Origin of the sequence: Sphingobacterium haloxyli, from assembly GCF_002980525.1 — a bacterium.
In the GTDB taxonomy this organism is placed as follows: Bacteria; Bacteroidota; Bacteroidia; order Sphingobacteriales; family Sphingobacteriaceae; genus Sphingobacterium; species Sphingobacterium haloxyli.
Genome location: NZ_PVBQ01000010.1, coordinates 18,723 through 39,207, shown reverse-complemented (window position 1 = coordinate 39,207; position 20,485 = coordinate 18,723). Strand labels below are relative to the sequence as shown.

21 protein-coding genes are annotated in these 20,485 nt (G+C 40.1%); all 21 read left to right on the top strand.

Annotated features, from left to right (window positions below; all coding sequences use genetic code 11):
• Positions 1-37: 37 nt before the first annotated feature.
• Complete coding sequence (locus C5745_RS13210; RefSeq protein ID WP_105717562.1) at positions 38-514, top strand: adenylyltransferase/cytidyltransferase family protein; 477 nt, start codon at positions 38-40, stop codon at positions 512-514.
• Positions 515-559: 45 nt separating this feature from the next.
• Positions 560-1,528 carry an SDR family oxidoreductase gene (locus C5745_RS13205; protein ID WP_105717483.1) on the top strand — a complete coding sequence of 323 codons (969 nt, stop codon included), beginning with the start codon at positions 560-562 and terminating at the stop codon, positions 1,526-1,528.
• Between the two features lie 44 nt (positions 1,529-1,572).
• On the top strand, positions 1,573-2,868 hold the full coding sequence (locus C5745_RS13200) for a nucleotide sugar dehydrogenase (protein WP_105717482.1): 1,296 nt from the start codon (positions 1,573-1,575) through the stop codon (positions 2,866-2,868).
• A gap of 14 nt (positions 2,869-2,882) precedes the next feature.
• The gene (gene rfbB / locus C5745_RS13195) at positions 2,883-3,941 is read left to right on the top strand and encodes a dTDP-glucose 4,6-dehydratase (protein WP_105717481.1); all 1,059 of its coding nucleotides are present in this window, start codon (positions 2,883-2,885) and stop codon (positions 3,939-3,941) included.
• On the top strand, positions 3,938-4,483 hold the full coding sequence (gene rfbC / locus C5745_RS13190; protein ID WP_105717480.1) for a dTDP-4-dehydrorhamnose 3,5-epimerase: 546 nt from the start codon (positions 3,938-3,940) through the stop codon (positions 4,481-4,483). Before rfbB ends, rfbC begins: the two co-directional genes overlap by 4 nt.
• 27 nt (positions 4,484-4,510) lie before the next feature.
• The gene (rfbD, locus tag C5745_RS13185) at positions 4,511-5,362 is read left to right on the top strand and encodes a dTDP-4-dehydrorhamnose reductase (RefSeq protein WP_105717479.1); all 852 of its coding nucleotides are present in this window, start codon (positions 4,511-4,513) and stop codon (positions 5,360-5,362) included.
• Positions 5,363-5,399: 37 nt separating this feature from the next.
• Positions 5,400-6,254 (top strand): glucose-1-phosphate thymidylyltransferase RfbA, encoded by an 855-nt coding sequence (gene rfbA / locus C5745_RS13180; protein WP_105717478.1) that lies wholly within the window; start codon positions 5,400-5,402, stop codon positions 6,252-6,254.
• Entirely contained in the window at positions 6,254-6,694 is a 441-nt protein-coding gene (locus tag C5745_RS13175) for a serine O-acetyltransferase (protein WP_105717477.1), read from the top strand. The genes rfbA and C5745_RS13175 overlap by 1 nt, the downstream gene beginning before the upstream one ends.
• Positions 6,681-7,580 carry a hypothetical protein gene (locus C5745_RS13170; RefSeq protein ID WP_105717476.1) on the top strand — a complete coding sequence of 300 codons (900 nt, stop codon included), beginning with the start codon at positions 6,681-6,683 and terminating at the stop codon, positions 7,578-7,580. Before C5745_RS13175 ends, C5745_RS13170 begins: the two co-directional genes overlap by 14 nt.
• On the top strand, positions 7,567-8,973 hold the full coding sequence (locus tag C5745_RS13165; protein ID WP_117584412.1) for a lipopolysaccharide biosynthesis protein: 1,407 nt from the start codon (positions 7,567-7,569) through the stop codon (positions 8,971-8,973). The genes C5745_RS13170 and C5745_RS13165 overlap by 14 nt, the downstream gene beginning before the upstream one ends.
• A 33-nt stretch (positions 8,974-9,006) precedes the next feature.
• Positions 9,007-10,269 (top strand): O-antigen polymerase, encoded by a 1,263-nt coding sequence (locus C5745_RS20830; protein WP_105717474.1) that lies wholly within the window; start codon positions 9,007-9,009, stop codon positions 10,267-10,269.
• A 41-nt stretch (positions 10,270-10,310) separates the two neighbouring features.
• Positions 10,311-11,420: a glycosyltransferase family 4 protein gene (locus C5745_RS20825; RefSeq protein WP_105717473.1), complete on the top strand. Its 1,110-nt coding sequence runs from the start codon at positions 10,311-10,313 to the stop codon at positions 11,418-11,420.
• On the top strand, positions 11,417-12,301 hold the full coding sequence (locus C5745_RS13150) for a glycosyltransferase family 2 protein (protein WP_105717472.1): 885 nt from the start codon (positions 11,417-11,419) through the stop codon (positions 12,299-12,301). The genes C5745_RS20825 and C5745_RS13150 overlap by 4 nt, the downstream gene beginning before the upstream one ends.
• A 129-nt stretch (positions 12,302-12,430) precedes the next feature.
• A complete protein-coding gene (locus C5745_RS13145; protein WP_243403344.1) occupies positions 12,431-12,901 on the top strand; it encodes an LbetaH domain-containing protein in 471 nt (156 codons plus the stop codon).
• Complete coding sequence (locus C5745_RS13140) at positions 12,873-13,703, top strand: glycosyltransferase (protein ID WP_105717470.1); 831 nt, start codon at positions 12,873-12,875, stop codon at positions 13,701-13,703. Before C5745_RS13145 ends, C5745_RS13140 begins: the two co-directional genes overlap by 29 nt.
• Complete coding sequence (locus C5745_RS13135) at positions 13,703-14,785, top strand: right-handed parallel beta-helix repeat-containing protein (protein WP_105717469.1); 1,083 nt, start codon at positions 13,703-13,705, stop codon at positions 14,783-14,785. Before C5745_RS13140 ends, C5745_RS13135 begins: the two co-directional genes overlap by 1 nt.
• Positions 14,782-15,687 carry an NAD-dependent epimerase/dehydratase family protein gene (locus C5745_RS13130; RefSeq protein ID WP_105717468.1) on the top strand — a complete coding sequence of 302 codons (906 nt, stop codon included), beginning with the start codon at positions 14,782-14,784 and terminating at the stop codon, positions 15,685-15,687. The genes C5745_RS13135 and C5745_RS13130 overlap by 4 nt, the downstream gene beginning before the upstream one ends.
• Before the next feature lie 16 nt (positions 15,688-15,703).
• Entirely contained in the window at positions 15,704-16,684 is a 981-nt protein-coding gene (locus C5745_RS13125) for an MraY family glycosyltransferase (protein ID WP_105717467.1), read from the top strand.
• 2 nt (positions 16,685-16,686) lie between these two features.
• Complete coding sequence (locus C5745_RS13120) at positions 16,687-17,127, top strand: WxcM-like domain-containing protein (protein WP_105717466.1); 441 nt, start codon at positions 16,687-16,689, stop codon at positions 17,125-17,127.
• A gap of 103 nt (positions 17,128-17,230) precedes the next feature.
• Positions 17,231-18,010, top strand: a complete 780-nt coding sequence (locus tag C5745_RS13115; protein ID WP_105717561.1) for a polysaccharide biosynthesis/export family protein — start codon at positions 17,231-17,233, stop codon at positions 18,008-18,010.
• A gap of 28 nt (positions 18,011-18,038) precedes the next feature.
• On the top strand, positions 18,039-20,447 hold the full coding sequence (locus C5745_RS13110) for a GumC family protein (protein ID WP_105717465.1): 2,409 nt from the start codon (positions 18,039-18,041) through the stop codon (positions 20,445-20,447).
• Positions 20,448-20,485 lie beyond the last annotated feature (38 nt).

Here is a 20,485-nt window from a genome sequence, read left to right as displayed (position 1 = left end):
CAATATGGAGCAGTTAAGCATTAAAATAGATGATAATATGGAAGAAAAAGTAGTTAGAAAAAGAGATGATTATAATCCCGGACCACGTGTCGGTATTACCTTTTCCACTTTTGATTTATTACATGCTGGGCACATTATGATGCTTGCGGAGGCAAAGCGTCAGTGCGATTATCTGATCTGTGGCCTGCAAATGGATCCTACCTTGGACCGTCCAGAAAAAAATGCACCTACGCAAACCGTAGTAGAACGTTATATCCAGCTTCGTGGATGCCAATACGTTGACGAAATCGTGCCCTACTCTACCGAACAAGACCTCGAGGACATTCTGCGTTCATTTAAGCTGGATGTCCGTATTGTCGGTGATGAATATAGGGATAAAGATTTTACTGGCAGAAAATTCTGTGAAGAAAAAGGCATCGAGCTGTACTTCAATAGCCGCGACCACCGGTTTTCCAGCTCGGGATTACGTAAAATCGTATACGATAAAGAAAACGAGAAAAACGGAAAAAAATAATCGTTAAACCGATCAGCACATAAGCAGTTTAGCAAATACATATACATGAGTAAAATATTGATCACAGGCGGAGCCGGGTTTATTGGTTCTAACTTAACAGAGCACTTCTTAAATCAAGGCCACCAGGTTGTTGTATTAGATAATTTTGCAACAGGTCATCGCCATAATATTGCCCAACACGAAGGCAACCCAAACTTTGAACTGATAGAAGGCGATATCCGGAGCGTGACGGACTGTGAAAGAGCGGTAGAAGGTATCGACTATGTTTTGCATCAAGCAGCATTGGGTTCCGTTCCGCGTTCTATAAAAGATCCGCAGACTACCAACGAGGTAAACGTGTCCGGCTTTTTAAATATGTTGGTCGCTTCACGAGATGCCGGTGTGAAACGTTTTATTTATGCGGCTTCTTCTTCCACGTATGGGGATTCCGAAAATCTTCCGAAAGTAGAAGATGTCATCGGTAAGCCTTTATCGCCTTACGCCATTACCAAATATGTGAACGAGCTTTACGCCGAGATATTTTCCAAGACATATGGCATGGAAACTATCGGACTACGTTATTTTAATGTTTTCGGCCGCCGCCAAGATCCGAATGGCGCCTATGCTGCCGTTATTCCATTGTTCGTCAAGAAATTTATGAACCACGAAAGCCCGGTGATTAATGGTGCGGGGGATTATTCCCGCGATTTCACCTACATAGACAACGTGATCCAGATGAACGAGCGGGCAATGTTGACTGATAATCCTGACGCGATTAATACCGTATACAATACCGCGGTGGGAGACCGTACGACCTTGAATGAGTTGGTAGGCTATCTGAAAGAGTTCTTGACAGAATACGACGCTGAAATAGCCAAAGTTGAAGTTGTACATGGACCGAATCGTCAGGGCGATATCCCCCATTCCTTGGCGTCTGTTGATAAAGCACGCCAATTATTGGGCTACGAGCCGACGCACGTAATCCGTGAAGGATTACAGGATGCCGTAAAGTGGTACTGGGATAACCTGAAATAGAAACGACAATAATAACAGAAAAGAAAATATAGCGATAATAATATATGAATACCGAGAAAAAAATAGCCGTTATCGGTCTGGGTTATGTTGGACTACCCCTGGCACGTTTATTTGCCACAAAATACCCTACGCTAGGGTTCGACATCAATCAGAAACGTATCGATGAACTCCGTTCGGGAAAAGACCTGACGCTGGAGGTCGAGGACGACATTCTTCAGGCAGTGCTTGTAGATAATAACCCACTTGGCAACGGAAGTTTAGGACTGTACTGCTCGAATCAATTAAGCGATATCGAAGATGCGAACTTCTATGTAGTCACGGTACCTACGCCGGTAGACAAGCACAACCGACCCGATCTGACCCCGCTTTACAAAGCTTCCGAAACAGTCGGTAAGGTGTTAAAAAAAGGCGATATCGTGGTGTATGAATCCACAGTCTATCCTGGCGTAACGGAAGAAGAGTGTATTCCGGTATTGGAAAAAGTCTCTGGCTTGAAGTTTAATGTAGACTTCTTTGCGGGATATTCGCCAGAGCGTATCAACCCGGGAGATAAGCAGCATACCGTAGAGAAGATATTAAAAGTAACAGCCGGCTCGACGCCTGAAATAGGACAAGAAGTAGATGCGGTATATAAATCGGTGATCACTGCTGGAACACATTTGGCTCCAGCTATCAAGGTTGCTGAGGCAGCAAAGGTGATCGAGAACTCGCAACGGGATATCAATATTGCTTTTGTTAACGAGCTTGCGAAGATCTTCAATATTCTGGATATCGATACACATGCAGTACTGGAAGCAGCGGGTACGAAGTGGAACTTCTTGCCGTTCAAACCGGGGTTAGTTGGAGGCCATTGTATCGGTGTAGACCCATACTATCTGGCACAGAAAGCACAGGAGCATGGGTACCACCCCGAGATCATCTTGGCCGGTCGTCGTTTGAACGACTCGATGGGCGAATATGTTGCATCACAAGTGATAAAATGCATGATCAAGAAGGGGATCAACGTGAGTGGAGCGGAAATATTGATGCTGGGCGTAACGTTCAAGGAGAATTGCCCGGATGTGCGCAACACGAAGATTGTTGATGTAGTCCGTGCACTAGAAGACTATGGTGTAAAAGTATCTATTTATGATCCCTGGGCGAGTCCTGCAGAAGTGAAGCATGAATACGGTTTAGACTGCTGTGCCGATCTTAGCGAGGGTTCAAAATATGATGCGATCGTACTCGGTGTCGCACATAAGGAGTTCTTAGATCTTGACTTAGATGCTTTGAAGAAGGATAAGGCCGTGGTGTATGATGTGAAGGGGATTATCGTGGGTAAGGCGGATTCGAGACTGTAAAAACTAGTAGGGATATGAAAAAAACGATTTTGATCACTGGCGGCGCCGGTTTTATTGGATCGCACGTTGTGCGCGAGTTTGTGAGGAAATACTCAGACTACCACGTTGTTAATCTTGATGCGCTAACGTACGCCGGAAACTTGGCGAATTTAGAAGACGTTGAGGGATGTTCTAACTATACCTTTGTAAAAGGCGACATCACTGATGCAGGACATATATTAGAAGTTTTTAATCAATACCGACCGACCGGGGTCATTCACCTCGCTGCCGAGTCCCACGTAGATAGATCTATTAATGACCCTCTTAGGTTTGTGATGACCAACGTTGTTGGAACGGTCAATTTATTAAACGCTGCGAAAGAAATATGGAAAGATAATTTTATAGGAAAGCGCTTTCACCATGTTTCAACTGATGAGGTCTATGGAACGTTAGGAGAAGAGGGGCTCTTTACGGAGTACACAGCATACGATCCGCATTCCCCGTATTCCGCATCAAAAGCGTCTTCCGATCATTTTGTGCGAGCTTATCACGATACGTATGGGCTGCCTGTGGTGATTACTAATTGTTCCAATAATTACGGCCCCAACCATTTTCCGGAGAAACTAATTCCATTATGTATCCATAACATACTTAATAGTAAGTCTTTGCCTATTTATGGAGATGGCAAATTTACACGCGATTGGCTATTTGTGATCGACCATGCGAGAGCTATTGACATGGTTTTTCATGGCGGCAAAACTGGTGATTCTTATAACGTAGGCGGCTTTAATGAATGGAAAAATATTGATTTGGTGAATGAGTTATGTAAGCAAATGGATGAAAAGCTCGGCCGTCCTGTTGGAACATCAGCAAAGTTGATCACCTTTGTTAAAGACAGGCCCGGACATGATCTGCGATATGCTATTGATGCGAGTAAGATTAACCGAGAACTAGGATACGAACCCACCGTTACCTTTGAAGAAGGGCTATCAAAAACGATTGATTGGTACCTATCTAACCAGAAATGGCTAGATCAAGTTACATCAGGAGAGTACCAAAATTATTATGAAACGCAATACAAAAAAACAATATGAAAATCAGCGAGACCAAATTAAAAGATTGCTATATAATAGAGCCGAGGAAATTTGAGGATGGGAGAGGGTATTTTTTTGAGAGCTTTAATGAACGTCTATTTAACGAGTTGACTAACACGACGACACGTTTCGTTCAAGACAATCAGTCGTATTCTACCAAGGGAGTGCTTCGCGGGCTTCATGCCCAGCGCGATGAATACGCCCAAGCTAAACTTGTGAGAGTTCTTCAGGGCAAAGTGATGGACGTGGTAGTAGATGCGCGGAAAGGCTCGCCCACTTTTGGTCAGCACATTACAATCGAACTATCTGACGAGAACAGTTTACAGCTTTTCGTTCCACGGGGATTTCTACATGGCTTTGTAGTGTTAAGTGAAACAGCATCCTTTTTTTACAAATGTGACAATTACTATAATAAGCACTCCGAGTGGGGTGTGAGATATAGCGATCCCACGTTAGCGATTGATTGGAAACTTCCCGAGGAGATGCTGATCGTCTCAGATAAAGATAAAGTATTGCCGGCTTTCCACACGGTGTTTGGATAATTCTGGCGATTTAACGATATAAGGAAAATGAAAATACTAGTTACCGGCGTAAGTGGACAGGTAGGATCGGAACTTAAAGATTTAAGTGCCGAATATCTTGGAGATGAGTTCTTTTTTGTCGACAGAAAACAGATGCCTTTGGATGATCTCGTCCGGGTCGAAACTGTCTTGAAGAATCTTCAACCCGACCTAATTATTAATACGGCCGCGTATACCGCTGTCGATAGAGCAGAATCTGAGCCTGTATTGGCGGATCTCGTTAACCATCAAGCTGTAGATGTAATGGCGAAATGGACGAAATCATACAATAGGAGGCTGATTCATATTTCGACGGATTATGTGTTCCACGGGAATAATGACGGACCGCAAAAAGAGGACGAGCCGACAGACCCTATCAATGTCTATGGACTGAGTAAACAGAAAGGGGAGCAAGCTATTTTAAACTCAGGAGCGAATGCGATTATTCTTCGGACTGCCTGGGTGTATTCCACCTACGGTGTTAATTTTGTAAAAACAATGATCCGCTTGATGTCTGAACGGGAAGAAATCTCAGTTATAAATGATCAGATAGGATCTCCCACCTATGCCTTTGACTTGGCAAAAGTTATTTTGAATATAGTTTATGGTAACAAATTTGAAAAAGGCATTTATCATTTTAGCAACGAAGGCAGTATCTCTTGGTATGATTTCGCCGTAGAAATTAGAAATAGATTGCAACTCGATTGTAAAGTCAATCCGATCCCGACCACATCATACCCTACGCCTGCTAGGCGTCCCGTGTTCTCATTATTAGACAAAGGCAAAATTAAGAATACTTTTAATGTCGACATCCCCGAGTGGAAAGTTAGTCTGGAAAATATGTTGACGAAGCTACAATAATATTATACTTTAACACACAAACAAAAAACGTACGCATATGAAAGGAATAATATTAGCAGGAGGATCAGGTACCCGTCTTTATCCTTTGACATTGACTGTGTCTAAACAACTGATGCCCGTTTATGACAAACCTATGATCTACTATCCGCTTTCTACCTTGATGCTTGCTGGTATTAAGGAGATTTTGATCATTTCGACTCCGCAAGACCTTCCTAATTTTAGAAAGCTCTTAGGAGATGGATCACAAATAGGATGCAAATTTTTTTACCAAGAGCAGGCCAGTCCGGATGGATTGGCACAAGCTTTTATCTTGGGAGAGGAGTTTATCGGAACGGAGAAGGTCGCATTAATATTGGGCGATAATATTTTCTATGGTTCCGGAATGTCCAAATTATTGCAGTCCTGCGCAGATCCTGACGGGGGCTGTGTATTTGCTTATCCGGTTCACGATCCTGAGCGATACGGCGTCGTGGAATTTGATCAAGATCAAAACGTCGTTTCGATCGAGGAAAAGCCAAAAGAGCCGAAATCCAACTATGCGGTTCCCGGCTTATATTTTTTCGATAACGAAGTGGTTGAAATAGCAAAGAACATTAAACCGTCTAGCCGCGGAGAATTGGAAATAACAGATGTTAATAGGGAATATCTGAAGAGAGGAAAATTGAGGGTCGGTGTTTTTGACAGAGGAACTGCCTGGCTGGATACCGGCACTATCCAATCCTTGATGCATGCAAGTCAGTTCGTTCAAGTTATTGAGGAACGGCAAGGAATGAAAATCGGTTGTATTGAGGAGGTCGCTTATAGAATGGGATTTATCGATAAGCAGCAGCTTATACGTGTGGCGGACCCCTTACGAAAAAGCGGTTACGGCGAATATTTATTGCGTATATAATGAAAGAGCCGAATTTAATTATGAAGTGCATTAGAGTAATGTATACTTTGTATAAAAAAAAGGTACCAGCCATACCCAAAGTTATCCAATGGTTTATTAGAGTCACCTGTTCGGCCGATATTCCTCCGAATGTTAAGATTGGTAAAGGAACAGTGCTTAAACATAACGGATTGGGAGTCGTATTACATGAAAAGGCTGTTATTGGAGAAAATGTCACGATCATGCACAACGTCACCATCGGCGGAAGAAATGGGAGAGGTGCTCCTACTATTGAGAACAATGTATTTATAGGTTCTGGTGCGTGTATTTTAGGAAATATAAACATTGGTGAAAATGCTATGATTGGAGCTAATGCAGTTGTAATAAAGGATGTTTTAGCTAACACCGTAGTAGGCGGGGTTCCAAGTAAATTTATAAAGTCCTGTGATGAGCAAGAGTAAGAAAACATTGATTTTATATGATTCAGTAGAATATTTTATGAGTTATATGGAATCTCAAGAGACCGATGTTTTTAGAATCTATAGGAAGAGAAATTTTGTTATAAGTCTTTTTAAAAGAGCTTTTTTAAAACTTAATATATTCTGTAGCGTATGGTATGAAAGTTGGGTGCAGAATCTCTCCTCATACAATACAGTACTAGTTTTTGCGACCAGGGATTATACATTTATAAGACGAATAAAAAAGAGATACCCAAATATAAGGATTATTTTTTGGTATTGGAACCCTGCTTTCCGTATGGGAGTCCCCCGAAACGAACTCTATTCACTTGCTGAGATTTGGTCTTTCGATCCAGCCGACTGCGTAAGATATGCATTGAATTTTAACACAACATTTTACTTCAGAGGCATTTCGCTACAAAGTGAAAAAATAAAATATGACGCTTTTTTTCTGGGAATTAACAAGGGCCGAAGAGAATTCCTAGAAGGGCTGAAAAAAAAATTAGACCGGTGGTCGATTAATACTTACTTTTATATAGTTCCTGATAAGAAGGAAAAGGAAATAGAAGAGAAAAAACCTATACCATATCACGAGTACCTGTATTTGTTATCTCAATCGAGCTGTATCATAGATATAATGCCCCAAGGACAAACGGGATTGACATTGCGTGCTATGGAGTCTTTGTTTTTTTGCAAAAAATTGATTACCAACGATTTAAGTATTTTGAATCAAGATTTTTATAGTCCACATAATATTTTTGTCCTCGAGAAAGATAACTTAGAATCTATTAGACAATTTATAGATGAGCCTTATAAGTCGATTAATCCGGATATAGTGAATAAATATGATTTTAATAGTTGGTTGAATAGATTTGATGGTAATGGGTAATTTCTTAAAGGCTTTTTTATCATTTGGCCTAGCAACTTCTATCGAGAAAATTTTGGGGTTTATTTTATTGCCAATCTATACCCGTTATTTTAGCACAGAAGTATACGGCGTTATAGACATGATGTCGACGGGTTTGGCAATTGGAATTGTATTTTCTCTTTTGCAGTTGGAGACATCGTTACAGAGATATTATTACCAATATAGTCGTGTTAAACGAAGTATGATGGTGACCAATATATATGGTACCATCTTGCTTTTCTCCATTTTAATCGGCTCATTAATTTTTCTTTTTTCAAAGCACCTTTCCGTTTACCTATTTGCAACTGGCGAATACGCCAATTTATTTTTGTTCGTGGGAATTCAGTTGCCGTTGGCCAACTTGAGTATGCTTGGATTAATACTATTAAGGTTTGAAGGTCGTAATAAAGACTTTCTGAAAGTTATTCTTTTAAAAGTCGTTCTTAATCTGGTGTTCGCGTATTTATTTGTGGTTCTTGGTGAAGATAAACTGGGCGGTGTTTTCTATGCCCAGATTTTAAGTCTGGCTTTTTCGACCTTACTAGTAACTTTTTATGTTAAAAGTAATTTCGTAGTGCGGTTCTCGCCTTTGCTCCAGATCAAAGCTTTTAAATATGCCCTACCTCAGTTACCTGCACGGCTTGGTAGCATGATGTTAGCGCAAGCTAATCGTTTCTTTATGCTTGGGTATTTGAGTTTGAGTACGATTGGTTTGTACTCAGTCTCGTTGAAGTTGGCTTCAAGTGTGCAGATAATTAATAGCGCCTTTATTATGGCTTGGACCCCGTTTATGCATAAACAGTTTCAAAACAAAAATAATAAAGTCGTATTTAAACATGTTTTACCATTATTAAGTGCTATTGTTTTTTTAGGGGTTAGTTTAATTGCGTTGTATAGTCGGGAAATCGTTCTATTGGTAACTTCAGAACCCTTTTATGGTTCTTACAGGTATGTCGGGGGGTTAGCTCTTTTTTTTGCATTTTATATCATTAAGGAAGTTGTGGATATTGGACCAAAAATCACTGAAAAAACGATCTATCTTAGTTACGTCTTTTTCGTCTCAGTTGTGGTAAACTTAACAACTCTTTACTTTTTTACCGAGTCTTTTGATTTGATGGGCGTAGTCGCATCTATGATAATAACCAATTTTGTATTGGTTGTTGGAGCATGGTTTGTTTCAAATATATTATATCCCATCGATTTCAGTTGGAAAAGATTTCTTCTTCTTTTAATTCCCTGTATGGCAATTGTTTTCTTTATTCTTTTGGACGGAGGTGGCTTAGTGTTAAGGAGCGTTATTTCGATAGGTGTGTTGCTATATTATGGTTTATTTTTTAAGGAAGACTATTATAAAGTAAAAAAGGTACTATCTTAGTCGGTTTTTAATGGGTCTTAATTTCGGATTGTTATGGTTGCAGTTCCTTTTTTCTATTTTCTTCTCCTTCTAGTTTTTGTGCTAGTTAGGAAAAGGTACTTTGATATTAGCGCTTATATTATTTTGCTTTATTTGATTTCTTCTTTTTGTTCAATCCTCGTGGATGTTTATGGACTGCGAATCCGGTATACGCAGTATTACGAGATAACTATGTTGCCGACGATCTTATATTGCACTCTTTTAACTCTTCTGATTTATCCGTTCTTCAAGTTGGCTCCATTAAAAGTACAAAATATTAGTCGTCTAGAACCTAAGTATTTTAACGCCATTTCCTATTTTTACATCGTAGTATTCTTTGTTGTTTTATTTTCTTCTGCTACTATTATCGTTAGAGTGCTGTCGGGCGACATGAGTGAAATCAGGCTCCTTATAGCTCAAGGGGAGGGAGAGGAAGTTTCGATCTTCAATAACGTCCCTAGCTTTCTTCGACCGATCGTTGTTACCGCGAATGTTTTTGCCTCGGTCTCAATGGTTATGTTGTTGTTTTACTTTTATAGTATCTGTTTTTTACAAAAGTCTAAGCTTTTTAACTCATTTCTATTTATTTCTTCAACTACCATTTTGATCTTCGCAATAGTTGGAGTTGACAGGTCAAAGGTAATATATTGGGCAATCGCCTATGGCTTTTTTATCTTGCTATTTTGGAAGGCTATGTCGAAAAAGCAACGAAAAAAAAATATTAAGTTGTCAGTGGGCATTATCTCGATTATACTAACATATTTTTTAATGCTTACATTCCAGCGGTTTGATAATTCGGATACAGGTTCAGGCGGTTCAATGATATATTATGCTGGCCAATCTTTTATCCATTTCTGCTATTTTTTTGATGAACATCCCTATCAGGGTTTTACTCTGCAAAAGGTATTCCCTTTGTACTTCAAATTGTTTGTCGACAACGATATTTCTTCTAGTCCCGAGCTGAATAGAATTATGTCCGCAGAGACGGGTATTTTTCACGGGATTTTCAATACTTTTATGGGCGATATTATGATGGCATCAAATATCGTCGTGACTATTATATATTGTGTGGTTATAGCTCTTTCAACCAGAATCATTTTTTGGGGAAAAAACAGAATTGATTTCTACTATCTAATTATGATTTTTTTCTTTTCTTCAATTTTACTTTTTGGTGTATTTGTGCATTTCTACGCTGAATTTACGCGAGTTATATGTTTTCTATTATTTTTAATTTACGCGTTATTGCATAGGGGTAATAAAAGGTATGTCTATCGATAACGGCAATTGTAGTAAATTTTTATTCTGTTAAAGAAACTGAAATGGGAAGAAAATTATTGTTAATAAACAACACGATATTTTATGAGGATGAGCATGGATTGTATCTTAATAAAGAAACCGGAAACTTTTTTGTTAGATTAAAAGAATGTGGGAATGATGTAAGTACTTTTCAGATTAGCCAACCGAAAACGGAAAAGGATAACTTTGCTAATTTTAACATTAGAGGCCGGGGCATAAATGTTTATGAAGTGAAACGCCGAAAAGGACGGTTTTTGCCGTTTGTGAAAGCCTTTTTTAAGATCCAGTATGCTATTAGGCGACATGATTTTGTTTATATTTTTTACCCAGGACCGATATGTCAGGTAATCGCTTTTTTGTGCCTTTTGTATAACAAACCCTACGGTATTTACGTCCGAGGGGAGGAGGGACTTACGTCTGGCATTTCGCGAGTTCTTCTCAAAAAAGCGAAGGTAGTACTTACAATTTCCCCCGATTTTACGAACAAGATATCTCTTGTAAACTCTAATAGTTTCACCATAAGACCGATGATAGGGTTTGTAGAACAAGATATCATCATGGACAGAGCTATAACGATCAAGTCACAAATCAATCTCCTCTACGTAGGACGATTGGTTTTGGATAAGGGGCTCTTAGAGCTACTGGACGCAACTGCAATATTAATTCGCAGGGGGTATCCTGTGTATCTAAACTTGGTAGGGAGTGGGAAAGACTATATGAAGTTGCAAGAGCATGTGGAGCGTAATTTAATAGAAGATCACGTACGATTTCACGGTATGATTTCTGATAGCGATCAGTTAAAGGAGGTTTACTTGGATAATGATTTATTAATACTCCCGTCATATCATGAAGGTTTCCCTAGAGTGCTGTATGAGGCTATGATGATGCATCTGCCTATAATTACAACTTTTGTCGGTTCGGTCGAGTTTCTTATGAAAGACGGACTAAACTGTTCGGAGATAAAGCCACGGGACGTAAATAGTATCATTGAAAAGGTAGAGCTTTTATTGAACAATCCTACATTGTTGCAAGCTATTGCTGATGGTGGTACAAAAACTATCATTAACTATTTAAATGATAAGAAACGAGATCATGCAACTCAACTAAATGATCTCTTGATGAATTTTATATGAAGGTAAGTGTTGTTATTCCCTTTTATTCTCAAATTGGATGGTTGGAAGAAGCTGTCGATAGCGTCTTGGGACAAACTTTTAAAGACTACGAGATAATCATTGTCAACGATGGGTCGCCAGAAGATGATAAGGATTTTCTGAAAAAATATGGGGATAAAGTCCTCTATTTTAAGACAAAGAATAAAGGGCCTGCCCACGCTCGAAATTTCGGCATTGATAGGGCTTCGGGTGAATATATAGCTTTTCTAGATTCCGATGATCTTTTTTGTCCCACAAAGCTAGAGAAACAGGTGTCAATAATGGATCTTGAAGAATTGAATTGGAGCCATACGATGTATTCTACTTTTGACGAGGTTACTGACAGATCAAAACGGAAGTACTATGAGATCGCTAATACTGGATTTCAAGGAAAAGTATTCCCGAAGAGTTTGGTTAGTCTCAATATCGGTACACCGTGTGTCATGGTTAGAAGAGAAGTGCTTTTACAGAACTCTTTTCTAAGATTCTCGGAAAGGATGAGGTACGGACAAGATGGTTACCTTTGGATATTGATGGGCGTGAGAAATGATTTAGGGCTTATCAATGAAAGCCTGACGTTAGTTCGCCGTTCGGGAAGTAACGCAGTTCAAAGAGCTCGTATTCATCTGAATGTTAGGGCCAACCTTTATATCAATCTTGTGAGAGAAATGAAGGTGATTGATCCCAAGGCGACCGTACCATTCATAGTCAAATTGCCGTATCTGTACTGTTATCATGTAGATAAGATTTTGGATAAGATATTCGGACCTGATAATAGACGAAATACTAAAGTGGAGATGATTTCCAAGATCGTCTATCTCCCAGCCTTTTTTATGTTCAAGACACTAAAACTTTTAATGTAAATGTTGAAAAAGTACGGAATAATTGGCTTCTTTTGGTTAGGATATTTTCGAATTAGGACGAAGCTCCTTTTTCGAAATGCTAGGTTAATCCGCTTTCCTTTCCGTATAAGAGGTCGAAGATTGGTTGTTGTGGGAAAGGGTTTTACCACAGGCTTTAACTGCCGGATTGACGCGTTCGATTTAAAAAAGAGCAACGCAGCGCTCATTACAATTGGTGAGAATGTTCAAATAAACGATTTTGTTCATATAGGAGCTGTGGAGAAAATTATTATTAAGGACAACGTTTTGATCGCGAGTAAAGTTTTTATAACGGACCATAATCACGGGAATTACTCTGGGGCATATCAGGATTCTCCAAAATCAACTCCGAGTTCAAGACCTATCATTTCAAAACCCGTGGTGATAGAGAGCAATGTTTGGATTGGTGAATTTGTCTCGGTCTTGCCGGGGGTTACTATCGGTGAAGGTTCTGTGATCGGCACAATGTCTGCGGTAGTAAGAGACATCCCTCCTTATTCGATAGCTGTAGGGGCGCCTGCAAAAGTTATAAAAAAGTTTGATTTTAAAAAAAATGAATGGATCCCAGTTGAAGGTAGTTAATATTTCTATCGTGCTTTATAATACAAGCTTAGGTGATATCGAAAACATACTTAGCTCATTAAACAGAGTTGAGCTTGCGTATGTACTGTATATTATCGATAACTCACCGTCAGACACTCTTAAAGAGTATTTTCAAGGCAAAGAGAACATCGTGTACGTCCATAACCCCGCAAATCCAGGATTTGGAGCTTCGCATAATCTTGTTTTTCAAAAAAGTATAGACGAGAATATCACCTACCATTTTGTTGTAAATCCTGACGTGTATTTTAATTCTGATGTAATCACGGCCATGGTAGAATATATGAACGCTAACAGCAAAGTTGGAATGATGATGCCACAAATTTTGAATCTAGACGGTTCGATTCAGAATTTACCGAAACTACTTCCTTCTCCGTTTAGTCTGATATTACGTAAGTTAAAAGCACCACGATTTTTATACAATCGTTTTATAGAGCGGTATGAACTTCGGGGGGTCGCTGCCAATCGAGTCTATAAAGCTCCCGTACTTTCCGGATGTTTTACGGTCTTTAGAGTGGAAGCCCTTAAAGAGATCGGATTATATGATGATCGTTTTTTTATGTATTTTGAAGACTGGGATATGTCTAGACGAATGTATGAAAAATATGAAACCATTTATTTCCCTCAAGTGTCGGTATATCACGGCTATGAGTCTGGCGCTAATAAAAGTCAAAGGCTGTTTAAAATTTTTATAGATTCAGCGAAAAAATACTTTAATAAATGGGGGTGGTTTGTTGATAAAGATAGAGATAACATTAATAAAGAAACTTTAAATCAGTTCTAATGAAAAGATTAGTAATTTTGTTCGTTTTGAACATCGCGTTTTTATTTGTAAACGCTCAACATTTTACTGTTAAAAATGTCCCACTGTCTACCATCAATAAGCATCTCAATAAGATGAAATATGAAAGGGAGTACAATAGGTACAAAAGGGCAGCCTATCCTGCGGTGAAATATCTTCCAAACAATTACAATAGAAGCGGTAAAGCAGATTATACAATGAACCTTCAGAGAGCGTTGGATCGACACCAAGTTGTATTGTTGCCAAACTGTCCTGTGCAAATTTCTGATAAGGGGTTGAGGCTGAAAAGCAATCAAGTCCTATTATTCCAACCAGAATCAAAATTAATTTTGAAGCCCACGGCGAGGGGTTATTATGACATGTTACAGGTTGCCGACGTTACGAATGTAAAAATATTTTATGCGAACCTAGAAGGAGATCGTTATGGGCATTTAGGCAAAAGGGGGCAATGGGGATTTGGGATTAGTATAAAGAGTTCGAGCAATATTCAACTGTATTCTCCCTATTTGAAGTATATGTGGGGTGATGGTATATATATAGGGCAATTAAACAATGTTCCAAGTAAGAATATAGAAATACAGAACGCGGTTATCGACAATGTAAGGAGAAACGGTATCTCTATAACCTCCGCAATTGGTGTGGATGTTATCGACACTTATATAGCAAATACAAATGGAAATAGTCCTGAAAGCGGTCTAGATATAGAACCGAATTCAATACATGACGAGATCAAAAATATAAATATTATAAATTTAACTACTTATAATAATAAGTGGTCGGGAATTCTACTTGTGTTTGAATTGTTTAAGTCGGAACAAGCTAAGGAAGTTTCGATTAATATCGATGGGCATTTTGACAACGGTTCGCGTAAAGGGATATCCTTTCACGGGTACAAAAACGACAGAAACACGGGTAATTTAATAGGACAAATTAAGCTTAATAACGTTCAATACACAAACAATCAGGAGAGGTATTATTTTTATAATACAAACCTCTCTAAATTAGATTTACAGACTCCCGAACAGGAAGTAAAAGAGAAGTTCGATAAAATGAGGAAAAGATGAGTATTGTAATTACCGGAGCCTCCGGCTTCGTCGGACAAAATTTACAGCAATATCTACCGGAAAGGGGGTATAACGTCAAGAAAATTTGTTTACGTAACGAAAATTGGCAAAACCATATCGAACATAATGCAACAGCTATTATACATCTTGCTGGAAAAGCACACGATACCGCAAATACCTCCGCCGATGAGGAATATTTTAAAGTCAATCGTGATCTAACAATAGAACTGTTCAATGTCTTCTTAAACTCCGATATCCGAGATTTCTTTTATTTCAGTTCGGTCAAGGCAGTAGCCGATACTGTCGAGGGTGTATTACAAGAAGATGTGCAAGGTAAACCGTACACGGCATATGGGAAGTCGAAGCTGGAAGCAGAGCAGTACCTTCTAGGGAAAACACTACGGGAACGTAAGCGGCTTTTTATCATCCGCCCTTGTATGATTCACGGCCCTGGTAACAAAGGGAATTTAAATCTGTTGTATAAAGTGGTAGATAAGGGAATTCCCTGGCCTTTAGCAGCATTTCACAATCAACGTTCATTTTTAAGTATAGACAATCTAAACTATCTGCTAGATGAAATGTTGGCGCATACAGCATTATCTTCCGGCATATACAACTTTGCGGATGACGATGCCTTATCTACCAATGAATTGGTTTCTCTAATTTCCGACACCTTGGGCAAAAGCCCTAGACTGTGGCATATCCCCGGGGGGTTGATTAAGGGTATAGTTAAAATCGGTGATGTTTTGCCGCTGCCGCTAAATTCTGAACGACTAAAAAAATTAACGGAATCTTATATCGTATCAAATGCCAAAATCAAACAAGCACTCGGTATTGAAACGCTACCACTAACAGCGAAAGAGGGATTGGAGAAGACGATTAAGAGTTTTCATAAACGGTGAAATAAAGGAAACGAGCATGACATACATTATTATACTCATCGCACTATTTATTTTAGAACTGCTGTATTTTAGAGTCGCTGATCGGTTTGATATCATCGACAAACCCAACGAGCGCTCCTCCCATACAGCCGTCACCTTGCGCGGCGGAGGTATTATCTTTTATTTAGGTGCACTGATCTATTTCTTTCTTTCGGGCTTCCAGTATCCATGGTTCTTTCTAGGGTTAACGATGATGACGGTTGTTTCCTTTATGGATGATGTCTTTACGCTATCCAACAGAATTCGCCTGTTAATCCACTTTACTTCGGTATTGCTCATGGCTTACCAGCTGGACGTGTTTGAGATGCCGTGGTACTACTTGCTCATTACCTTTATCGTGGTTGTAGGCGTGATCAATGCGTATAACTTTATGGATGGTATTAACGGTATTACGGCTTGCTATAGTCTTGCTGTTGGAGGTTTGTTGATGTTGGTGAATAACGAAACAGGCTTCGTCGCGCAGGACGTATTAGCTTATACGATGTTAGGCGTGTTAGTATTCACGTTTTTCAATTTTCGCGCGAAAGCCAAATGCTTTGCCGGCGACGTCGGTTCCGTAGCCATTGCTTATATCTTGCTTTTTGCTTTAGGAGCACTCATTATCAAAACCGGTAATTTGCTCTATTTTCTATTCTTAACCGTTTACGGTATTGATGCGGTATGGACGATCATCCGTCGCTTATATCTCAGAGAAAATATCTTTGAAGCACATCGCTCCCATCTATATCAGTTCTTGGGTAACGAAGCCGGTGTCAATAAGCTGCTGATCTCCTTTTTATACGGAGCCATTCAGTTTATTATTGGTCTAGCGGTAATCTACTTTGTCGATAAAAATATCACCACGCAGTGGATCTTTGCACTTGTATTGCTGGGTGGATTGAGTGTGCTGTACTTGGTTATAAAAACATGGGTAATCCGTAAATATTCGCCTGTTCAAAAGACAGCTTTAAAAATATAGTAATGAAGGAAAATAAAGTAAAATCCATCATAGGAGGGATTGCAAAAGACCATCGGGGTCAGATCAGGTTTGTAAACGACTTTGATATGGCCCAAGTGAAGCGTTTTTATATCATTAAGAATACAGACACCGAGTTGATCCGCGGCTGGCGGGCACACCGCATGGAACAACGATGGTTTTATGTCTTGTCTGGGACGTTCGCGGTAGACTTAATAAAAATTGATAATTGGGAAAACGCCTCGCCTGATTTGCCTGTGAACAAACTGATATTAAAGGCAGACGAGCAACAGGTGTTACATGTACCGATAGGATATGGAACAGCGTTTCAAGCGCTCGAGCCAGAAAGCGAATTATTAGTGTTCGCAGATTACGGTATCGAACATGCGAAGAACGATGATTATACATGGCCGGTTGATTATTTTGTGAAGCGGCTCAGTTTGTAATAATTTGTATTTGCCCACGTTAATTCATGAAAAAAAAACTATTTTTGCTCGAAATAAACAAATATTGGAAAGCTTTTTGTCATCCCATATAAAAGTAAAAAATATGTCTAAACGTATCTTCGGTGCCCTCCTTTCATTGTGCGCCATCACCGTATTATTTTGTACATCTTGTGCTAGCAAAAAGAATATGGTGTATTTTCAACCGGACTCAGTGGAATTGAATACTTTATACGAATTAAACGCTCCTAAACTTCAACCAGGGGATATCTTGGCCATTTCTGTAACAGCAGACGACATACGGGCTACACTTCCATTTAATCAGGTTTCGCCATATCAGGGTGCAGCAGGAACAATTCAGGCAACGAATCCATTTATTCCTACTTATGCCGTTGACGCCAACGGCGAAATCGATTTCCCTAAGGTGGGGAAAATAGAATTAGCGGGTAAGACCCGAACCCAGGCCATGGACTTATTGCGTCAAGAAGTGAGCAAATATATCGTCGATCCGGGAATCTCGATGGTCGTGAGGAATTTTCGGGTGACTGTACTGGGAGAAGTCGCCCGTCCAGGAACCTTTACCATTGAAAACGACCGATTGACAATTATGGAGGCGCTGGGTTTGGCTGGCGACATGACCATATACGGTGAACGTAATAATGTATTGGTCATCCGGGAGCAGGATGGAAAAAAGGAAGAATTTCGGCTGGATTTAAGAAGGCGAGAGTCGATGAATTCTCCTGCTTATTATTTGACGCAGAACGATGTGGTCTACGTGGAGCCTAATGGAGCGCGTATACAAAATTCAAAATATACCGCAACGACATCGATATTTGTATCTGTCATCGGTTTGATTGTGACAGTCATATCCGTTGTAACCCGCTAACTAAATTAGAGAAGAAGCAAAAGCATTTATGAAAAATACGCCTTACCCTCAAGTGAAGGAATCGGACGAGTCAGAGATAAATCTCAAGCAAATTTTTGAACAGTATGCTTTCTATTGGAAGTGGTTTGTTATTTCCATTTTTGCCTGCTTATTTATAGCCTTTGTCTACTTACGGTATGCACAAAAAATCTACAATACCAGCGCAAAAATCCTCTTGCAGGATGAAAAACAAGCCTCGGGTGATATGGCAGGACTGGCCGAGTTGGCTACCATGACGGGAATGGGAGGTTCATCCGCAGCCTTCGTTAACGACCAGATGGAAGTATTACGCTCCCGTCGTCTTATGCGTAAGGTGGTAGATACGAACCGGCTCTATCTTTCTTATTACATGAAGGGGAATATAAAATCTTCCGAAGTATTGGAGAAGCATTCTCCATTGAAAGTCCTTCTGCTGGATCCGGACCATGCACGATTAGACTCGGTGGTTTATGCCTTCACCGTAAGCAAGAAAGGTGATACGTATAAAATAAAGGATGAGCTGGAAGGGACAAGGGAGTACGCTTTAGGAGGCCGGTTGCAGACCCCAATTGGACCAATCAGTTTGGTGCCACAGGAAAGCAATAAATTTTGGGAAGGTGATTTAGAGGTAAGCTATACGCCCGCGGATATTACCGTAGATATCTTACGGAACATAGTGCAAATTATGCCGAATAAAGAAGCGCAGTCTTTTTTGGTGAATTTCTCGATGGATTATCCGTTAATTGCGAAATCGGAATTAATCTTAAATTCACTCATCGATCAATATAACGAGGACGTTACCCACGATAAAGCACAGGTAACGCGAGCAACATCGAAATTTATTAATTCGCGTTTGGAATTGATCTCCAAAGATCTAGCGGAAGCCGATTCAAAAGTAGCCGATTTCAAAGATAATAATAGCCTGATGGACATGCAGGCGGAGGCGCAGCTTTATCTGCAAAACGCGACGGAAAATGAACAGAAATTGGTGGAATACCAGACGCAACTGAGTTTGGCCGATATGATGCGAGAAGCAACTTCAAGCACGGAATATAACTTGTTGCCGTCTAATATCGGTTTGACGGATCCTTCCATACAGGCCAATATTGACAATTACAATAGTCTGGTCTTGGAACGCGATGATTTGCTGAAATCCGCCACACCGGATAACCCAGTAGTACGCCAGTTAAATAGTAATATTGCGCAGATTAATAAAAACTTACAAATTTCGCTGGATAACTACAGAAAGGTATTGCAGGGGAATGTGGATGCTTTACAGGGTCAGAAGAGCAAGTTCGAAGGGAAACTCAACCAGCTGCCGGACCAAGAACGCGGCTTCAAAGATATTTCTCGGCAGCAACAGATTGTGGAAACATTGTATCTCTTCCTCCTACAAAAACGGGAAGAAACGGAGATTAAGGCTGCGGCTACACCGGCAAACTTGAAAATTGTGGATGCTGCCTATGGCTATAAATTGCCAGTAGCACCGCGTAAAATGATCGTGATGTTGGGCGCATTGATCATGGGCTTTCTAATTCCTTTTGGAATTCTCTATATCAAATTTCTACTCGATAACAAAATTCATTCGCGCAAAGATCTTGAAGAGGTGTTTCATGCGCCGATTCTGGGCGAAATTCCGACTTCAGATCATCCGATTATTGAAGACAATGACCGATCATCTTTGGCCGAAGCAATTCGTATTTTGCGGACGAATATCACGTTTATGCTGGGCAGTACTAAAAAGCAAGAATCGTCTGTGTTGTATGTAACATCTACTACGTCGGGAGAAGGAAAATCCTTTATTGCGACCAACCTTGCGAAGATATTATCCATGTCAGGCAAGAAGGTGTTGTTGATCGGCGCGGATATCCGTTCGCCAAAAGTATTGGATTACCTGGGCCTGTCGCACTTGCAGCACACGAATATCGGTATCACACAGTATCTCGTGAATCCGGATATGTCGGTTTCCAACATCGTTATCCAAAAGCCAGCACCATACAATTTCGATATTATCTATTCGGGCTATATTGCGCCAAATCCGGCGGAATTGCTGATGAACGGGCATTTTGCGGATTTGATCGCTTACGGTCGTATGCAGTACGATTATGTCATTGTGGATACGGCACCGGTCAGTATGGTAACCGATACGCTGCTGATTGCAGAGCATGCGGATATGACCATCTATGTGGCACGCGCGAACTACCTGGATAAACGCCTATTGAATATTCCGAAAGAGCTATACGAGGAAGGTAAACTGAATAATATGGCGGTTGTTGTGAACGACGTAGACTTCAAACGTGGTTATGGCTATGGTTACGGCTACGGTTATGGCTACGGTGAAGGTCAGGAGGTATCGTTCCGTAAACGGATCATGAATATTATCAAGGGGAAGGGCAATAAGCCGAAACTTAGAGGTTAAATAAAAAATCCCGATGTCTTAAAAAACATCGGGATTTT